Genomic DNA, 19,082 nt, shown 5'->3' with positions numbered 1-19,082 from the left:
GAAGAATCTCATGGCTCAGACCATTTTTGGCACCGACTACTCAGTCGCCGCCCTGAACCGCGCGTTCAACAATACCAGCCCCGCCTATGCCGTGTTCCAGAGCCAGAAGGGCTCCGCCGGCACCACCCAAGAGCAGAACCTGGCTTTCGCCGAGCAGTTCGGCGCCCAGTACGCCAATGTTTCCGATGCGGACCTGGCTACCCAAGTGCTGACCAACCTGGGTGTGCTGCCCAGTACCAACGAAGACGTGTTGGCACTGCAAGAAGAGCTGACCGACTACTTCGGCATCGTGTCGCAAGGCCTGGGTGCCGATGCACGCGGCGTCGTTGTCCTGCAACTGGCCACCATCCTGTCGGGCCTGGAGAACGCCACGGGCGATCAGGCCGTGTACGCCGAGGCCGCCAAGCTGTGGAACAAGGAAGTCGAGAACGCTTTCGTGTACTCGTCCAACCCTGCCAACACCACGCCCCAGCAAGGCGACGACGGTTCCGGCACCACCACGCTGACCCGCTTCACCGACGTGCTGACCGGCGAGACCTTCACCGGCTACCTGGACTACAACCAGTACACCGGCGTTGACGAGCAGACTTTGACCACCGGTGACCGCCTGACGGGCACCGACGGCGAAAACGATACCCTGTTCGCTCAACTGCTGAGCGGCACCACACGCCCGACGCTGAACGGCGTGGAAATCGTTTCCATCGACGCCAAGGGCGCCACCCCCACGCTTGACCTGAGCGATGCCAACGGCGTCAAGACCGTGGCCAACGTGAACTCCAGCGAGACTTCGACGCTGGCGTTCCAGGGCCTGAAGAACCTGGTGGACGTGCAGATCCGCAACACCAACTCCAACACCACGGTGGCGTTCAATGCTTCCGTGACGGCTGGCGTGGCTGACGCGCTGAACCTGCTGGTCAACGGCGCTGGCGTGAAGGCCAAGGCCGCCAACTTCACGGTGGCTGGCGTTGAAGAGCTGAACATCACCACCGAAGGCGCCGCCAGCGTGCTGGGCAACGTTGCCACGGGCAACAACCTGACCAGCGTCACCATCACTGGCGACCAGAACCTGGCTGTCGGCACCAAGGCCGCTGGCACGGGCTTCCTGAGCAACGCCATTGCTACCGTGGACGCGAGCGAAGCCACTGGCGACCTGTTCCTGAACGTGGCCGCATCGGCAGCGCGCACGCAGACCGTGACCACCGGCACGGGCGACGACGTCGTGGTGACGGGCGACCTGAATGCCGTGGACAAGTTCGACCTGGGCGAGGGCAACGACCGCCTGGTGCTGACCACGGTCAGCACCAACGAGGCTGCCAAGCTGTTGGGCGTGGAAGAAGTGGAAGCCCGCGTGGCTGGCACCAACCTGAACCTGACCAACGCTGCTGACGTGACGCTGCTGGCCGTGGCCGAAACCGCTGGCTTCGGCAACGTCACCGCCGTGAAGTCTGGCACGACCGTTGCTTTTGAGGGCAAGGGCCAAGACAACGCCGTGTCGAACAGCGCAGTCACCTTCGGTGGTGTGAAGTTCAACCTGGCCAACGCCACCGGTTCTTCCGACGTCATCGACTTCACCTTCAACAACGGCGGCATCGCCCTGGGCGCGGACAGCACCGTGACCATCGGCGCACTGACCAACACCGGCAACAACGTCGAGACCATCAACCTGGACTTCAGCGACGTGGTCGCATCCAACCTGGTGACCGTGCAAGACATCAATGTGGGCTCTTCGCTGAAGACGCTGACGGTGTCCTCGGACAGCAAGGTCACGCTGCAGAACGTGAATGACCTGACCAAGCTGACCAGCGTGGACGCCACCGAGGTGAAGGGTGCTTTCACCGCCACGTTCGGCGCGCTGGCCGATGCGGCTAACGCCACGGTCAAGCTGGGTGGCTCCGGTGCCAACCAGCTGACTGTGGACAAGGCTCAGAACCTCGGCGGTGCTGCTGCTACATCCAACACGCTGCTGACGGTGGACGCTTCCGCCGGTACCGGCGTGCAGACCGTCAACGTGACGAACAACGACACCAACACCACTGCTCCTGCTACCAACGCAGCCCTGGTGGCCAAGGCTGGCGTGGCCGTGACGGGTGGCGCAGGTGCCGACGTGATCAACGTCAACACCGTGGCGGATGCGGTCAGCACGATCCGTGGCGGCGCTGGCGCCGACAAGATCAACCTGACAGGTGTTGGCACTGATGTGCTGGTGTATGCCCTGGGCGACACTGGCTCGACGGCAGCTGGCGCTGACGTGGTGACAGGCTTTACCACGGCTCAGGACAAGATCGACCTGCGCAGCTTCGGCTTCGACAGCAATCTGTTCACCAACATTGCGACGACCGGCACGACGACGGGCGCAACGACCGACTTCACGGTTGGTGGTGTCCAGTACGCTGTGAACGCCGTCAGCGCAGCTGGCAGCACCACGGTGTACATCGACACCAACGGCGACAGCCGCCTGGGCGATGGCGACCTGGTGATCTTCCTGTCGGGTACTGCAGCCGTGGCTGCTGGCGACTTCATGTTCGTCTAAGTCTGTTGGCTTGACGCGGCAGCCTGCCGGGCCGTCGCGTCAGTCATCGAAAAAGCCGCTGGCCCTTAGGCTGGCGGCTTTTTTTATGGAGGCTGGTCGGCGCTACTTGAAAGCACCAGCCACTCCGATGCCCAGAAGGTGCATCGAGAAGCGCATGAACCGCCGGGGAGCGATTCGGGAAACTCCGGCTGGGAAATACAGTTTTGCTATTAAAAATGTAGCTTATGGCCCATGATTCATCAGGGCTAAGGCCTCAAAACATTGAAAACCCGGCACCGGCGCATAAAAAAGGGGACCAGCATCGCTGCTGTCCCCTTTTTTGCTGACCAGGCGCTGGTGCGGGCCTGACGGCCCGGCAACGGCTGCCGGTCCTTGTGGGTCAGGCGAACGCCAGTCCGGTATCGGCCAGGCCGACCAGATCCACGTTGTCCAGGTTCTGCTGGTAGTCGGCGGCCAACAGCACCAGGTCGCGCGCCGTGCCGCCGGCGGCGACGTAGGCGTTCAGCTCGTGCAGCATCTCCGGCGTGATGGGGGTGCCGATGACGTTGTGCCACACCAGCAGGCCGGTGGCGTGGGCGTCCGGGTTGCCCAGGGCCAGCAGTGCCAGGTTGGCCAGTTGGGCCGGCGTGAAGGGCTGGTCCACCACGCCCAGCACCGCGCCCACCAGCGCCGTATCGGCCAGGCCCTGGGTGCCCACCAGGGCACCGATCAGCTTGGCGGTGGTGCCGGCGGCGCCGTCCAAGTCCAGGGCGAGGCGGGTGCCGTCCTGGAACTGCAGGCGCTCAATGTTGCGCAGGCCCAGCACGGCGCCATCGGACAGGCGCGTCAGCTGGTACTCGCCGCTGGCGCTGTGGTGCAGCTCGAAGTCGCCACGGTCCTGCGCGACGCGCAGTGTGTCGGTGCCGTCCAGCCCGTCCACGACGCGGCCGGCACCCGGCGGCGGGGCGTCGAGCATGTTGTCGCTGTCATCGGCCTGGGTGTACCAGCCCAGGTTGCCGGCGCTGACGATCACGCCGTTGGCCTGGCCGTCCAAATCGAAGGCGCCGCCGTCGGTGATCTGGAAGTCCAGCCGCTGCTTGCCGCCCTCTTGCACGATCTGGCCACCCAGCTCGGCACTGGCCAGGTTGGTCCAGGCGCCCTCCTGGTCCTGCAGCCAATAGCCGTTGATGGCCTGGCCGCCTTCCACGTACAGGCTGAAGGTTTCGCTGCCGCCCCAGGTGCTGATGCGCACGCTGGAGTGCAGCAGGCCCAGGGCCGATTCAAACCCGGCCGGCAGGTCGGCGGGCGCGTCGCCCTGTTGCAGCTGGGTGATGCGGGCAGAGCCGTCGTCCGGATCGATCTTGCCGGCACGCGAATCCGCCACCAGCGTGACGAACGTAGCCGGCGCCTGGCCTGGCTGGCTGACGGCGGTGTGCGTCTTGAGGAAACGTGCCGAAGTGACATCCGGCTGCTGGCTGTCCATCAGCCCGTCGCCATTGCCGTCGCCGCGGTTGCCCAGAGAGCCGTTGGTCGGCAGGCCAGGCGCCTGGTTCTCCACGGTCTGGCTGATGCCGTCACGGTCGGTGTCGTGCGACTGCCCGTTGTCGGTGCCGCCGGTGCCGGTAGGCGCGAACTGGTAGGCGCTGCTGATCGGCGCGAACAGATGGCCGTCGGTGATGCTGATGTTGACCCAGGAATCCTCGGTGGCGCTGGGGGTGAAGAGCGCGCCGGCCAGTGCGGCGTTGATCTGCGTTGCTGTGCCGATGAGCTGGATGCCGGGCGTGCTGGAATCGGCGTCCACGAGTCCGCTGAGCGTGCCTTTCTCGGGCGACAGGGTGACAGTGAGGATTTCGCCTGGGTCGGCGTCGTACACCGTCAGATCCAGGTTGGTGGGTGTTCCGGGTGCGGGCAATGCGGGCAGCGGGCTGGGCATCACGATCACCGGGGCATCGTTGGTGCTGGCAAACACGAAAGGCAGATCCACGTAGGACTGATGACCAGCGCCGTCATCGGCCGTGACGCGCACCGTCAGGGGCGAAGGCACACCCGCTGGCGGGTTGCCGCTGAAGGTCTGCGTGACCGGGTTGAACACCAGCCACGAGGGCAGGGGTGTGCCAGCGCCCGGGCCGCCGCTGCCGCCGGCGGGCGCCAGGGTGGCACTGAAGGTCAGGCCGCCCGGGCCGCCACTGCCGGCAAAGGTCTGGCTGGGCACGGTGTATTCGAAGTCGCCCGGGCCGCTCTTGGGCTGCAGCGGGTCGCGGCGGAATTCACCGCCGGTGGCGTCGAACGAGACGTTGCCGGCGGTGTCGGTCACCTTGGCGGCCACGTCATATGCCTGGCCGGCCACCAGGCTGCCCAGGCTGCCGCTGGTGGGCGTGGCGCTGGCGGTGTCGATGCTCCAGCTGCCGTCGGCTACCACCGGCACGTTGGTGTAGGTGGCGCCGTTGAAGGCAACAGTAAGGGTCTCGCCTGCCGGTAGCGGGGTGCTGCCGACATGGCCCTGCAGGACCGGACGGCCGGTGCCGAGGATCAGCGAATCCACCGTGGGGGCAGTGGGCGGGGTGGTATCCAGCGTGACGTTCTGGCTTTGCACCGGGCCCAGGTCGGTGGCGTTCTTCACGCGTGTCTGGATGACCCAGCTGTCGGTGTGGACGGTGCTGTCCACGGCGCTCCAGCTGGTGCCGGTGACGGTGGCGGGCTGCCAGGTGGTGCCGTTGTCGAACGACACCATCAGCTGCTCGCCCGCCACCAGGGGCGCGCTGAGCGTGCCGCCCAGGGTGCGCCCGGCGCTGCCGTCGTTGGTGATGAAGTCAGTGGCCGAGGCGCCGGTGTCCTTGGTCATCGACGCGATGCTGGCGGTGGTCGTCACCGGCGCCGGCGGCGGCGTGACCTGGATGGTCACCGCGCTGGATTCGTCGATCGAGAATCCGGTCTGGCCGCCTCGGGCGGAAGCATCGATATAACCGCCCGAAGTGCCGGAGCCGGGCTTGCCATCCCACAGCACATACTGGAAGGTGCCGGTGTCGCCCGCGGCGTCGCTGGCGTCCGGCAGGTAGCGCAGCAGTGCGTCGGGGGCAAGCAGCAAGGCGTTGTTGGCGGTCACGGTACTCGGGGTGGCGACACTGGTCCAGCTGGCGCCGCCGTTGGTCGAGTACTGGAAGGTGCCGCCGCCCACTGTCTCCAGATGGGTGAGGGCGATGCCCTTGGCCCAGCCTTCGGCGCTGGTGTCGCGCGTCAGGCTGTCCGGCGTGTCGGTGCCGCCAACCTGGTCATACAGCTGCGCGGCCGTCCACTGCGGCGCGAGCGCTGGGCTGACCGGGATCGGGCCGCTGACCAGGCCAGCCGATGCCGTAGCGTCCGCCATGACCGGAGCGCCGTTGAAGCTGGTGACATACGCCAGCATGGCCGACGCGTCCTTGGACACGGGCGAGTGCAAGTCGGAGTCGGTGGTGGTGTCGTAGTACTGGGGCGACGCTGCATCGCCGGTGAACGACACGGCGGGCGTGTTGGCATCGGTATAGCCCGAATTGTCCACGGCATGCACCTGCAGGGTGCCGGTGCCGGCGGTGTGCGTGCCAGGCGAGCTTTCCGGGGTGTAGCGCAGGTAGGCGTTGGTGTCGAGCGCCAAGCCGTTGGCAGACGAAAGTCCGGCGGGCAGATCCTGCCAAGTGCCATCCGTGCCATCGGTGCTGTCCAGCGAGTATTCCCACTTGCCGCTGGTGGCAGGCGTCGGGTTGCCAGTGATGACCACGCCGGCCAGCGTGTCGGTCGTGGTGCCAGTGACGTTGTCGGGGTCGCTGAAAACGCTGGTGAACCAGGCGCTCACTGTCTGGCTGACGGCTTGCGGGTTTTCTTCGTCACCGGCGCTGTGCTTGGCCGGGGTGTTGAAGTAGGGGGCGCTGTTTTGGTCGCCCAGGTTGATGGTGTTGCTGCTGGTGTGGTGACCAGGAACAGCGGCGCCGTCCACCGCATCGACGTTGAACGTGCGGTTGATCGCGGCCGGGGTATTGACGTCGAAGTCTGTACTGGTGTTTTCGTAGGTCACCTGCTCCGTCAGGTGTTCGATCACGCTGGCGCCCAGGGCGGGGGCAGGGTGCTGCTGGGTGACAACGACGTTGTCGATATGCAGCGCACCGCCAACGTATTGACCCCCTGTGAGATCGTACGAGCCGGCCACGAAAACGAAGCGATAGGTGCCTTCCTCGCCTGCGCCGAGGGTGACGCTTTTGTTTGCCCAGTTGGTGCCACCGCCACTGGACGTTCCAGTTTCGTCCAAGATTGTGATGGTGGCGCCGGTTTTGGTATTGACGATGTAGCCGTAGGCATCGTAGGCATCGCCGCCAGCGATGGCTTTCCAGTCGAATTTGATCTGGTCACCTGCCTGAAGTGCCACCGTGCCATTGCTGTACACATAGGGGCCTCGCACCACGCCGAAGCCCTTGTTGATGCTCATGTTCCCGGTGTCAAGTTTCAGTGCCTTGCCACCGTTGTCTGAGACGATGCTGGCCGCACCAGGTTTGCTGGTGGCCGTGACGTTGTCAAAGATATTTTGGTTGGCGTTCTGGGTCGGCCAGGTGGTGTCCTTCGGGGTGGCTTGCCCGGCAATCTGGGATACGCCGTCCAGATGCACAAATTGGTTCAGAGGCCCAAGGGTCCAGCCGGTCACGGCGGTTGCGCCAACGCTGTCGTCCTCGAAGTTGCCATTGACAAAGGCGTTGGAGAAATTGACGCGCAGCGTGCCAGCAGGGTTGCCGGCCGACACCACGCCGTTCTTCACGAGGTCAACGATACCGATCACGGTGGCTGTACCGCCGTTGCCCAGGTAAACCGCACCGTCGTACACGGACACCGCACCGCTGGCTGTGGCTACGGAGGCAAGGCTACCGACCGTCTTGATCGCCAGCTTCTCCGTGCCCGTTGCACTGGTGATGGAGTAGTCCACGTAACCACCGCTGAAGTCTTCAGAGCCGCTGGTGGAGATGGTGATATCGCTGTCGATGACAACCGGGCCGGAGCCTTCCTGGTAGGAAAGCGGATTCTGGTCAGCAAAGGTCAATGCCATGGAACACTTTCAGAGAAGAGGAGATGCCCCGAGAAATTGATGGGCGGAAGGGGTGCAAGTGCAGCCAGCGGTGCAAGCTGCATTCGGTATGGAAGAGGAGGAGTTGCAGGCGGCAGGAAGACTTTTGTAAACAAAAGTGCTGCAAATTATCAAATTTCTGGTGTAGTTCGCCAAGAAATTTTTTCTGGATGTAACCGGATCGGCAGGGCGGCGGTGGCGGAATGGGGTGCGGAGGGGGGCAGCCCAAGTAAGGCCCCTTATGTCATGCGTGAGGGCGATACGCGCCGCTTTTCACCGATTGACGTGGCTCTATCAAGATGCCGCAGGGCAGCTTCTGCATGCAGCGCTTATATTTCCCTGAGTGCGCGAGGAATTTTGTTTGGCCAACGATCGCCCAGGAGGCGTCTTGCCAAGGTCTTCTGGCCGCAGCTTCCGCCCAAGCCTATGCGGCCTGCATACATATCCCGCAACTTTCGTGAAAAGCCCGCATACCGCCATGCCCACCATCAAGATCGACGACCGCGAATTCGACACCGACAGCCTCAGCCCCGAGGCGCGCCAGCAGCTGGACATGCTGATCGCCGCCGAGAACCGCCTGCGCGAGCTGCAGCGCGACACGGCGCTGGTGCAGACTGCGCGCAACGCTTATCTGTCGGCCCTGCGCGCGCACCTGCCCACGCCATTGCAGCAGATGCAGGCCGCGCACGGCGACACGCTCAAGCTCTGATTCCTGCGTACCAAGGGCCAGAACGCCATCGGCCCGTTGTTGTGCAAGGGTCTGCAGCTATGTTTCTTGTAGCAAGAGGTGAATCTTCGCCTGCGTCATGCGTCCGTTGCCAGCGGCGGCAGCGGCGCGATGGTCAGGCGCACGGTGCCGTTCTCGTCGCGACCCAGCGGTATCCAGGCGCTCTGGCTGTATGCGCCGGTGTGTACGGTCAGCAGCAGGCATTGCGCGCGCCCGTCGGCGTGCAGCACCGGCTGCAGGCCCGGGGCACACGCCGGCGCGCTGCCCGCCGGGGCCAGCACATGGCAGGCGTGTACGGCCACCAGCGGCGCGCCCAGTTGCTGGGCCAGGGCCTGTCCCTGGGGCTGGCGCGCATCCAGCAACTGGCCAATCCAGGACTGCAACTGGCGGGCGCCGGCCTCGTCGGCGTGGAAGGCCGCCAGGGCCTGCTCGCCGGCGCTGGCCACCTTGCTGGTGGCCGCGTCGTTCCCGCGCGCGGGCGCGCCCACCAGGAACAGCTGCGGCGCCATCTCGCCGCGCGAGGTCAGCAAGCCGATGCAGATGCGTGCGCAATGTTCGTAGGCGCTGTGGACGAAGGCGTTGCTGGGAAACAGGGGACGGGAGGGAGAGGGCGGCGTCACGGAAGATCTTCTGGGTCAGGGCTGGGCAAAAAGGCAGCGGTGGATTGTCGCCGATGGTGGCCATCGGCCCTTTCGCGGACGCGGCCGCCTGCGCGGCGGGGCCGTGCCGGGCCCGGCGGTAAGGGATGGAAACAGCACCGGTCAGGCGCGGGGTGGCGGGCGGCAGGTACAGTAAGCTGCAGCTTCTTGGGCGGCGCGGCGCCAGGCGTTCGCGGCCCGTCCGGATTTCAACCGGCCTTGTTCCCGCCTTTCCAGAGCGGGCAGGGCACCACCAAGGTGTATGCCATGAACGCTCCTGCCACCCCATCCAGCCCCGCCGCTCCCGCCACCCCGGCCACCAGCGAGGAAATGCAGCGCAAGATCCAGGCCGACCTGACCGCCATGCTCGACCCGGCCCGCAAGAAGCAGGCTGCCGCCGACGCGCAGGCCGGCCAGGCCACCGGCGACAAGGCCGCCAAGGGCCAGGGCTGACACGCAGCCATGCCCTGGTGGCGCGCGCGGCCGTCGTGCACGGCCTGACGCCGCGCCAGCCCAGGGCGCTCTTATGAGGGCCGGCGCCGCTACCGAGGCGGTGCCGGCCCCTTTCGTTGGGCCTTGCGGATCAGGGGCCGCAGGCGGACTGGCCTGGCCGGTGACTCCCGTCACACCACCGTCTGATTTCATATAGGAGTTCATATAGGGGCCGCTATACTGCGCCCCTTCCCATGAATTCCATCCTGCGTATTTCCCTGGACACCACGCCCGAGCAGGCCGAGCGCCTGCGCGCCCTGCAGCAGGGCTTCGCCCAGGTCTGCAACGCCCTGGCGCCGCTGGTGCAGCAGACGCGCGTGTGGAACCGCGTGGCGCTGCACCACCTGGCCTACCGCCAGTTGCGCGAGCAGTTCCCCGAGATGGGCTCGCAGATGGTGTGCAACGCGATCTACTCGGTCTCGCGCACCTGCCGGGTGGTGTTCCAGCACCCGGCCAGCCCGTTCCACCTGTCGCGCCTGGAGGGCAAGGCGCTGCCGCTGCTGCGCTTTTCCGACACCTGCCCGGTGTATTTCGACCGGCACACGCTCAGCGTCAAGGGCGGGCAGCTGTCGATGTTCACGCTGGACGGGCGCATGCGCTTCCAGCTGGGCCTGAAGGCTGAGGACGAGGCGCTGTTTGCCACCCACAAGCTGCGCGAGATCGTGCTGTCGCGCGGCGCCTCGGGCGGCTACGGCCTGGCCTTCGCCTTTGTCGATCTGCAGGCGCCGCCCGAGCCCGGCGCGGCGCAGCCGCTGCCCGAGCCGGACGCGGAAATCCCCGAATACGTGATGGTCGAAGAAACCGTATGACCCCCGCCAAACCTGCCAACCAACCGCCCTCCGAGCTGCGCGCCGCGCTGGCCACGCTCAAGCCCTATTTCCGGCGCGCCGGCATCTTCAGCCTGCTGTCGGGCCTGCTGGTGCTGGCGCCCTCGGGCTACATGCTGGAGGTCTATGGCCGGGTGGTGAACAGCCGCAGCCACACCACGCTGTGGATGCTCACCCTGCTGATCCTGGGCGTGTACATCGTCATGGAGCTGCTGGAGTGGGCGCGCAGCGAGATGATGCGCGCCGCCAGCGTCGAGCTGGACGAGCGCCTGCGCGGGCGCATCTTCCACGCCATCTTCGACGCCAACCTGCGCCGCATCCCGGGCGGCACGCAGCAGCCCTTGAACGACTTCAAGCAGGTCCGCGAATTCCTGTACTCGCCGGTGCTGCTGGGGGTGATGGAGTCGCCGGTGTCCATCGTGATGCTGGTGCTGCTGTTCCTGATCAACCCGGCGCTGGGCTGGGCGGCGATTGCTTTTGCCTGCGTCATCACGCTGGTGGCGTGGCTGAACGAGCGCTCGACCAAGCCGCCGCTGATGCAGGCCAACCGCGCTGCGATTGCCGCGCAGCAGTACGCCGACGGCTCGCTGCGCAACGCCGAGGTGATCGAGTCGATGGGCATGCTGCGCGACGTGCACGCGCGCTGGATGGACAAGCAGCGCGAATTCTTGAACCTGCAGGCCACGGCGTCCGAGGCGGCGGGGGGCTTTCAGGCGCTGTCGAAGTTTCTGCAGACCACGCTCAGCTCGGGGCTGCTGGGGCTGGGCTGCTGGCTGCTGCTGCACGGCGAGCTGCACGGCGGCGACGTCATGATGATCATGGCCTCTGTGTTCGGCGGGCGCGTGGTGGCGCCGCTGGTGCAGGCGGTGACGCAGTGGCAGTCGGTGGTGAACGTGCGCGACGCCTGGGGCCGGCTGGACCAGCTGCTGGCCGCCGTGCCGGCGCGCCCCGAGAACATGGCGCTGCCGGCGCCGCGCGGCGCGCTGCAGGTCGAGCCGGTGGTGGCCGGTGCGCCGGGCGGCGGCGCGCAGATCCTGCGCGGCGTGGGCTTCGCGCTCAACCCCGGCGAGGTACTGGCGGTGGTCGGCCCCTCGGCGTCGGGCAAGACCACGCTGGCGCGGCTGCTGGTGGGCATCTGGCCGTCGATGGCCGGCAAGGTGCGCTTGGACGGCGCCGACGTGTTCGCCTGGGACAAGGCCGAGCTGGGCCCGCACGTGGGCTACCTGCCGCAGGGCGTGGAGCTGTTCGACGGCAGCGTGGCCGAGAACATCGCGCGCTTCGGCGAAGTGGACATGGCGCGGGTGGAAGAGGCCGCGCGCGCCGTGGGCCTGCACGACTTCATCCTGGGCCTGCCGCAGGGCTACGAGACGGCGGTGGGCGCCGGCGGCGCGCGCTTGTCGGGCGGCCAGCGCCAGCGCGTGGGCCTGGCGCGGGCGCTGTACGGCAACCCGGTGTTCGTGGTGCTGGACGAGCCCAACTCCAGCCTGGACGAGGAGGGTGACGCCGCGCTGGCGCGCGCCATCCAGTTCATGAAGTCGCGCGGCACGACCTTCGTCATCATGACCCACCGCACCAGCGTGCTGGCCGTGGCCGACAAGATGCTGGTGCTGCGCGATGGCCAGACCCAGGCCTTCGGTCCGCGCGACGAGGTGCTGGCGGCGCTGCAGCAGGCGGCGCAGCAGGCCCAGCAGCCCCCGGCCGCCCCCGCGCGGCAACTGGCCACGGCCGCCTGACCCGGCGCGGCCCCGTTCCTTTCTTCCAACGCTCCTCTTTCCATCATGTCCCAACCAGGCTTTTTCGCGCGCAGCGAACTCACGCGCGTGCTGTGGAGCTTCCGCCGCGAATTTTTCATGGTCGGCATCTTCAGCATGGTGGCCAACGTGCTGATGCTCAGCCCCACGCTGTACATGCTGCAGGTCTATGACCGGGTGCTGATGAGCCGTAGCGAGCTGACGCTGCTGGCGATGTCGCTGATCACGCTGTTCCTGTTCGCGGTGATGGCGTTTTCCGAGTGGATGCGCTCGCGCGTGCTGGTGCGCTCGGGTCTGCGGCTGGATGCGCTCTTGGGCACGCGGGTGTTCAACGCCAGCTTCGATTCCTACCTGGGCCAGCAGGGCAGCGGCCCGGCGCGGGCCTTTGGCGACCTGATCCAGATCCGCCAGTTCCTGACCGGGCAGGGCATCTTCGCCTTCTTCGACGCGCCCTGGGCGCCGATCTACGTGGCGGTGCTGTTCTTCCTGCACCCGCTGCTGGGCTGGATGGCGATCTTCTTCTCGCTGGTGCAGGTGGCGCTGGCTTGGTTCGGCCACCGCCACACGGTGGCCCCGGCCGAGGCCGCCAGCCGCGCCGCCAGCGACACCGGCGCCTACCTGCAGGCCAAGCTGCGCAACGCCGAGGTGCTCGAATCCATGGGCATGGTGCACAACCTGCGCGCGCACTGGCTGCGCCGGCACACCGGCACGCTGGGGCTGCAGTCGCAGTCGCAGTCGCTGGCGCACCGCATCACCGCCTGGAGCAAGTTCATCCGCTACTCGCAGCAGTCGCTGGCGCTGGGCGCGGGCGCGCTGCTGGTGATCGAGGGGCAGCTCTCGCCCGGCGGCATGATCGCCTCGAACGTGCTGATGAGCCGCGCGCTGGCGCCGATCGACATGCTGGTCAACACCTGGCGGATGTTCATCAACGCGCGCTCGGCCTTCGGCCGGCTCGAAGCCCTGCTGGGCCAGTATCCGGAGGACGACCCGAGCCTCAAGCGCGTGGCGCCCACGGGCGGCCTGGTGCTGCGGGATGTGGTGGCCAGCGCCCCGGGGCGCGCCACGCCGATCCTGAAAGGCGTCAGCACCGCCATCGCGCAGGCCCAGGTGACGGTGGTGCTGGGGCCCTCGGGCTCGGGCAAGTCGACGCTGGCGCGCGCCATGATCGGTATCTGGCCGGGCGTGGCCGGCGAGGTGCTGCTGGACGGCCTGCCCATCGAGAGCTGGGACCGCGCCGAGCTGGGCCCGCACCTCGGCTACCTGCCGCAGGACGTGGAGCTGTTCGAGGGCTCGATCGCCGAGAACATCGCCCGGCTGGGCGAGGTGGATTCGGCCCAGGTCATCGCCGCGGCCAAGAGCGCCGGGCTGCACGAGATGATCCTGCGCTTCCCCAAGGGCTACGACACGCCCATGGGCGAGGCCGGCGGCATGCTGTCGGGCGGGCAGCGCCAGCGCATCGGCCTGGCCCGTGCGCTGTATGGCGAGCCGGTGCTGGTGGTGCTGGACGAGCCCAACGCCAACCTGGACGACGTGGGCGAGCAGGCGCTGGTGCGCGCTGTGCACCAGCTGAAGGAGGCCGGCCGCACGGTGGTGCTGATCACCCACCGCCCCGGCATTCTGGCGGTGGCCGACCGGCTGCTGATCCTGCAGGACGGCCGCGTGCAGGCCGACGGCCCGCGCGATGAGGTGCTGGCGGCGCTGCGCGCGCAGCAGCAGGCCCAAGCCCAGGCCCAGGCCCAGGCGCAGCAGCACGCGGCACGCGAGGCCCAGGCCGGGCAGGGCGGCGGCGCGGTCGCGCCACAGGCGGCCTGATGACTGGCGCAACCCCCATGAAGACTATGCTTTTGATAGCTGGAGGCCCTTTGTTGTACAGGGCTGAAGGCGGTTTTGACTCCAATGTTGCCGGGTGCCGCCCGCGCGCCGGCACGCTCTTCCCTTTTTTCTCTCTTGGCGCTCCTGGCAGGAACTGACATGGCCAACTCCCTGATTTCTTCTTCCCCTGCCGGCTCCGGCGCGCTGGTCGAAGGCGGCGGCGCCGCGCCGCTGCCGGCGGCGCACGAGGCGCGCCGCGCCGGGCGCATCGGCCTGCTGGCGCTGGCCATCGGCTTCGGCGGCTTTTTGCTGTGGGCCAGCCTGGCGCCGCTGGACGAGGGCGTGCCCGGGCAGGGCATGGTCGCGCTGGACACTAAGCGCAAGGCGGTGCAGCACCTGACGGGCGGCATCGTCAAGGAGGTGCTGGTGCGCGAGGGCCAGCAGGTGCGCGAGGGCCAGCCGCTGGTGCGCCTGGACGAGGCGGTGGTGCGCGCCAACTATGAATCGGTGCGCCAGCGCTACCTGGGCCTGCGCGCCATGCAGGCGCGGCTGATGGCCGAGCAGGCCGGCGGTGGCCAGATCCATTTCCACCCCGACCTGGAGAAAGCCGCCTCCGACCCGCTGATCCGCCAGCAGATGATGAACCAGGAGCAGCTGTTCCAGACGCGGCGCAACCTGCTGCGCTCGGACCTGCAGTCCATCGAGGAAAGCATCGAGGGCCAGCGCGGCCTGCTGACCTCCTACGCCAGCATGCTCGACAGCCGCAAGAGCCAGATGGCGCTGGTGCGCGAGGAGCTGAACAACCTGCGCGGCCTGGTGGCCGAGGGCTACGCCCCGCGCAACCGCCAGCTGGAGCTGGAGCGCACCGTGGCCGAGATCAACAGCGCCATCGCCGACCTGCAGGGCAACACCATCCGCGCCCAGCGCAGCATCGGCGAGCTGCGCCAGCGCGCCAGCTCGCGCCAGGCTGAGTACCGCCGCGAGGTGGAGACCCAGCTGGCCGACGTGGACCGCGAGGTGCTGGCCGAGGAGCAGAAGTTCAAGGCCGTCTCCGACGACTACCGCCGCGTCGAGATCAAGGCGCCGGTGGACGGCCAGGTGGTCGGCCTGGCGGTGCAGACCGTGGGCGGCGTGGTGCAGCCCGGCCAGAAGCTGATGGACATCGTGCCCGGGGGCAGCGAGGAGCTGCTGCTGGAGGCGCACGTGGCGCCGCACCTGATCGACCGCGTGCATGCCGGGCTGCCGGTGGACGTGCGCTTCAACTCCTTCGCCCACTCGCCGCAGCTGGTGGTGCAGGGCAAGGTGGTGTCGGTCTCGGGCGACCTACTGACCGAGCCGCAGACCAACCTGCAGTACTACCTGGCGCGCGTGCAGATCACGCCCGAGGGCATGAAGAGCCTGGGCCAGCGCCAGCTGCAGCCGGGCATGCCGGTGGAAGTGGTGTTCAAGACCGGCGAGCGCTCGATGCTGACCTACCTGCTGCACCCGCTGATCAAGCGCGTGTCCGCGTCCATGAAGGAAGAGTGAGGCCTGTATCGGCTCCCTCTCCCGCGTGCGGGAGAGGGCGTAAAAGCCCGCAAGCCGTTGCTAGTCAAACACCAGCAGCTATCGAAATATGAGCAATAAATCCATCTCTGCCTGGGTGCCCGCCGCGCGCCCCGTCGCCCTGGTCCTGCTGGCCCTGTGCGCCGGCGCCGCCCACGCGCTCGACCTGCAGCAGGCCTACGACGCGGCGGTGGCCAACGATGCCACGGTGCGCGCCTCGCGCGCGGGCGCCGAGGCGCTGCGCGAGCGGCTGCCCCAGGCGCGCTCGCAGTTGTTCCCGAACGTCGCTTTCAGCGCTGGGCGCAACTACAACGACCTGACCAGCAAGGGCCACAACATGCTGGGCCAACCGGTCACCAGCCAGATCCACTACTACTCCGGCAACCAGACGCTGCAGGTGCGCCAGCCGCTGTACCGACCCTACCTGACGGCGCAGGTGCGCCAGGCGCGCGCGCAGGTGGAAAGCGCCGAGGCCGACCTGGAACGTGACGAGCAGGCGCTGGTGGTGCGCGTGGGCGAGGCCTATTTCGAGGCGCTGCTGACGCGCGAGCAGCTGGCGCTGGTGCTGGCGCAGAAGGAGACCTACACCACCCAGGTGGACGCGGCGCGCAAGTCGCTGGCCGCCGGCGCCGGCACGCGCACCGATATCGACGACGCGCAGGCGCGCCTGGACATGACGGTGGCGCAGGAGCTGGAGGCGCGCCAGAACGAGGACTACACGCGCCGGCGCCTGGAGACGCTCACCGCCAGCAACGTCGAGAGCCTGGCGGCGCTGGACGCCGAGCGCTTCGCGCCCACCGCGCCGGTGCCGGCGTCGGTGGACGACTGGATCGCCCGTGCCGAGGCCGCCAGCCCCGAGCTGCAGTCGCTGCGCGCGCAGGTCGAGGTGGCGCGCCAGGAGGTCGCCAAGGCGCGCGCCGGCCACCTGCCCACGCTGGACGCCGTGGCCCAGTGGTCGCGCACCAGCAGCGACAGCGTGACCAGCGTGAACCAGCGCTACGACAACAAGGTGGTCGGCGTGCAGCTGCAGGTGCCGCTGTTCTCCGGCGGCTACGTCAACTCCACCGTGCGCCAGGCGGTGGCCGCGCAGACGCGCGCCGAGGAGCTGCTGGAGGCGGCGCGGCGCGACTTGGGCGTGCGCGTGCACCACGAGTTTCGCGGCATGACGGAGGGCGTGGCGCGCATTGCCGCGCTGCAGCAGGCGGTGCGCTCGTCCGAGCAGGCGGTGCAGTCCAGCCGCAAGTCGCAGGCCGCCGGCGTGCGCACGCTGCTGGACGTGCTGAACGCCGAGCAGCAGCGCATCCAGGCGCTGCGCGACCTGGCGCAGGCGCGTTACCTGTACTTGGTCAGCCAGATGCGGCTGCGCGCGCTGGCCGGCGACGACGCCCAGGCCAGCGTGGCCCAGGCCAACGCCGCGCTGGCGCCCTGATGCCGACGCACGCGGGCTGTGCGCGCTGTCACGCCCGCTTGCAATGCTTGCCGCTGGCATGCGGGCGAAACCTTTAACATCAGCGCCCCATGATCTGGCTGGCGGTGGTGGCATTCATAGTGGCGGCGCTGGTCTGCGGCTTGATCGTGCGCAGCGCCCGGGCGCAGGCGCACAGCGCCTGCTACGGTGAGGAAAAGCCGCAGCGCTTCCACCTCGGGCATGTGCCGCGCCTGGGTGGCGCCGGGCTGCTGGTGGGCATCGTTGCCAGCTGGCTGCTGGGCCTGGGGCTGGTGCAGCTGGGTGACCCGGGCTCGGTGCGGCTCGGTCCCTGGGTGCTGTTGTGGCTGCTGGCGCTGGGACCGGCCGTGCTGGGCGGCATCGCCGAGGATCTGACGCAGCGCCTGGACGCGCGCCACCGGCTGTTGCTGAGCATCGCCACCGGGGCGCTGGCGGCCTGGCTGCTGGGCCTGTCGGTGCCGCGCCTGGACCTGCCCGGTGTGGACATGGTGCTGGAGCATGCCCCCTGGCTGGGCGTGGCGCTGGCGGTGCTGGCGGTGGCCGGCCTGCCGCACGCCTTCAACCTGATCGACGGCTACAACGGCCTGGCCGGCATGGTGGCGATCATCGTCTGCCTGGCGCTGGCGCACGTGGCGCTGCAGATGGGCGACCGGGCCCTGGCCACGCTGCTGGTGTGCACGGCGGCGGCCTCGGCCGGCTTTCTGCTGTGGAACTACCCGCGCGGGCTGCTGTTCGCCGGCGACGGCGGCGCCTACCTGTGGGGCGGGGTGATCGCCCTGGCCAGCATCAGCCTGGTGCAGCGCAACCCGGCCGTCTCGCCGTGGTTTCCGATGCTGCTGCTGATCTACCCGGTGTGGGAGACGGTGTTTTCCATCTACCGCAAGCTGGCGCGCGGCGACTCGCCGGGCATGGCCGACGCGCTGCATTTCCATCAGCTGATCTACCGGCGCATCGTGCGCGGCGTGTTCCACGACGACGAGGCGCGCGACATGCTGATGCGCAACAACCGCACCTCGCCCTATCTGTGGGCCTACACGCTGCTGACGGTGGTGCCGGCGGTGCTGTTCCGGCACAACACGCCGGTGCTGATCGGTTTTTGCGTGCTGTTCATGGTGTTCTACGTGGCCGCCTACCTGGCCATCGTGCGCTTCAAGGTGCCGGGCTGGCTGCAGCCCTGAAGGGCTTGGCGGCACGCGCATGCGCCACAATGCGGCACTCGGCGCGCGCGCCGATTTTTCTTGTCCACCCGTTTTCCGTCCATTTCCCTGCCGCTTCGTGGCACACCTTCCATGACCGACCTGCAATCCATCGCCCCCCGCGACAAGGCCGAAATCCTGGCCCAGGCGCTGCCCTACATCCGCCAGTTCCACGGCAAGACCATGGTCATCAAGTACGGCGGCAACGCCATGACCGACCCGGCGCTGCAGCAGGACTTCGCCGAGGACGTGGTGCTGCTCAAGCTGGTCGGCATGAACCCGGTGGTGGTGCACGGCGGCGGGCCGCAGATCGAGCAGGCCCTGAAGAAGCTGGGCAAGAAGGGCGAGTTCGTGCAGGGCATGCGCGTGACCGACGCCGAAACCATGGAGGTGGTCGAGTGGGTGCTGGCCGGTGAGGTGCAGCAGGACATCGTCGGCCTGATCAACCAGGCCGGCGGCAAGGCGGTGGGTCTGACGGGCCGCGACGGCGGGTTGATCCGCGCGCGGAAACTGAAGATGCTCGACCACCACGACCCGGCCGTGGAGCACGATGTCGGCCAGGTCGGCGACATCGTCGAGATCGACCCCAGCGTGGTCAAGGCGCTGCAGGACGATGCCTTCATCCCGGTGGTCAGCCCGATCGGCTTCGGCGAGGACAACGAGAGCTACAACATCAACGCCGACGTGGTCGCCAGCCGGCTGGCGACCGTGCTCCAGGCGGAAAAGCTGGTCATGCTCACCAACATCCCCGGCGTGCTGGACAAGGCCGGCCAGCTGCTGCCCGAGCTGACCCCGCAGCAGATCGACAGCCTGATCGCCGACGGCACCATCTCCGGCGGCATGCTGCCCAAGCTGGCCGGCGCCATCGACGCAGCCAAGGCCGGGGTGCACGCGGTGCACATCGTCGATGGCCGCGTGCCGCACTCGATGCTGCTGGAAATCCTCACCGACCAGGCCTACGGCACCATGATCCGCAGCCAGGACTGAATCGGCACGCCGCGGCCGTGTGCCGCGGTTTTTGTGTCAAAACAGCCTCCAGCCCTTGTTCCATAAGGGCT

Annotated in this window: 12 protein-coding genes; 10 read left to right on the top strand and 2 right to left on the bottom strand. The window is 67.8% G+C overall.

Annotation, left to right across the window (positions count from 1 at the left end; translation table 11 throughout):
- The first annotated feature begins 10 nt into the window (after positions 1–10).
- A complete protein-coding gene (locus tag BLQ61_RS08160) occupies positions 11–2,530 on the top strand; it encodes a beta strand repeat-containing protein (protein WP_091568797.1) in 2,520 nt (839 codons plus the stop codon).
- Positions 2,531–2,909: 379 nt separating this feature from the next.
- Here the strand turns inward: BLQ61_RS08160 and BLQ61_RS08155 are convergent, their stop codons facing one another.
- A complete protein-coding gene (locus tag BLQ61_RS08155; protein ID WP_091568795.1) occupies positions 2,910–7,571 on the bottom strand; it encodes a beta strand repeat-containing protein in 4,662 nt (1,553 codons plus the stop codon).
- A 496-nt stretch (positions 7,572–8,067) separates the two neighbouring features.
- Here BLQ61_RS08155 and BLQ61_RS08150 point away from each other — a divergent pair, with 496 nt between their 5' ends.
- On the top strand, positions 8,068–8,298 hold the full coding sequence (locus tag BLQ61_RS08150; protein ID WP_091568794.1) for a DUF6447 family protein: 231 nt from the start codon (positions 8,068–8,070) through the stop codon (positions 8,296–8,298).
- A 95-nt stretch (positions 8,299–8,393) separates the two neighbouring features.
- Here the strand turns inward: BLQ61_RS08150 and BLQ61_RS08145 are convergent, their stop codons facing one another.
- Complete coding sequence (locus BLQ61_RS08145) at positions 8,394–8,936, bottom strand: hypothetical protein (RefSeq protein WP_091568793.1); 543 nt, start codon at positions 8,934–8,936, stop codon at positions 8,394–8,396.
- 285 nt (positions 8,937–9,221) lie between these two features.
- Here BLQ61_RS08145 and BLQ61_RS08140 point away from each other — a divergent pair, with 285 nt between their 5' ends.
- The 8 genes from BLQ61_RS08140 to argB all read left to right on the top strand — a co-directional run bounded on the left by BLQ61_RS08140 (position 9,222) and on the right by argB (position 19,011).
- The gene (locus tag BLQ61_RS08140; RefSeq protein ID WP_139182724.1) at positions 9,222–9,407 is read left to right on the top strand and encodes a hypothetical protein; all 186 of its coding nucleotides are present in this window, start codon (positions 9,222–9,224) and stop codon (positions 9,405–9,407) included.
- Positions 9,408–9,640: 233 nt separating this feature from the next.
- Positions 9,641–10,255 carry a hypothetical protein gene (locus tag BLQ61_RS08135; protein ID WP_091568790.1) on the top strand — a complete coding sequence of 205 codons (615 nt, stop codon included), beginning with the start codon at positions 9,641–9,643 and terminating at the stop codon, positions 10,253–10,255.
- Complete coding sequence (locus BLQ61_RS08130; RefSeq protein ID WP_091568789.1) at positions 10,252–12,006, top strand: type I secretion system permease/ATPase; 1,755 nt, start codon at positions 10,252–10,254, stop codon at positions 12,004–12,006. The genes BLQ61_RS08135 and BLQ61_RS08130 overlap by 4 nt, the downstream gene beginning before the upstream one ends.
- A 45-nt stretch (positions 12,007–12,051) precedes the next feature.
- The gene (locus BLQ61_RS08125; protein ID WP_091568788.1) at positions 12,052–13,836 is read left to right on the top strand and encodes a type I secretion system permease/ATPase; all 1,785 of its coding nucleotides are present in this window, start codon (positions 12,052–12,054) and stop codon (positions 13,834–13,836) included.
- Positions 13,837–13,995: 159 nt separating this feature from the next.
- Positions 13,996–15,363 (top strand): HlyD family type I secretion periplasmic adaptor subunit, encoded by a 1,368-nt coding sequence (locus tag BLQ61_RS08120; RefSeq protein ID WP_091568786.1) that lies wholly within the window; start codon positions 13,996–13,998, stop codon positions 15,361–15,363.
- A gap of 88 nt (positions 15,364–15,451) precedes the next feature.
- Positions 15,452–16,810 carry a TolC family outer membrane protein gene (locus tag BLQ61_RS08115; protein WP_091568785.1) on the top strand — a complete coding sequence of 453 codons (1,359 nt, stop codon included), beginning with the start codon at positions 15,452–15,454 and terminating at the stop codon, positions 16,808–16,810.
- A gap of 89 nt (positions 16,811–16,899) precedes the next feature.
- A complete protein-coding gene (locus BLQ61_RS08110; protein WP_091568783.1) occupies positions 16,900–18,006 on the top strand; it encodes a glycosyltransferase family 4 protein in 1,107 nt (368 codons plus the stop codon).
- Between the two features lie 111 nt (positions 18,007–18,117).
- Positions 18,118–19,011 carry an acetylglutamate kinase gene (argB, locus tag BLQ61_RS08105; RefSeq protein ID WP_091568781.1) on the top strand — a complete coding sequence of 298 codons (894 nt, stop codon included), beginning with the start codon at positions 18,118–18,120 and terminating at the stop codon, positions 19,009–19,011.
- The last annotated feature ends 71 nt before the right edge of the window (positions 19,012–19,082 follow it).

The sequence above is a fragment of the Oryzisolibacter propanilivorax genome (genome assembly GCF_900103645.1).
Classification (GTDB): domain Bacteria; phylum Pseudomonadota; class Gammaproteobacteria; order Burkholderiales; family Burkholderiaceae_C; genus Melaminivora; species Melaminivora propanilivorax.
The sequence above is the reverse complement of the archived record's forward strand: the minus strand, read 5'-3'. Positions and strand labels throughout refer to the sequence as shown.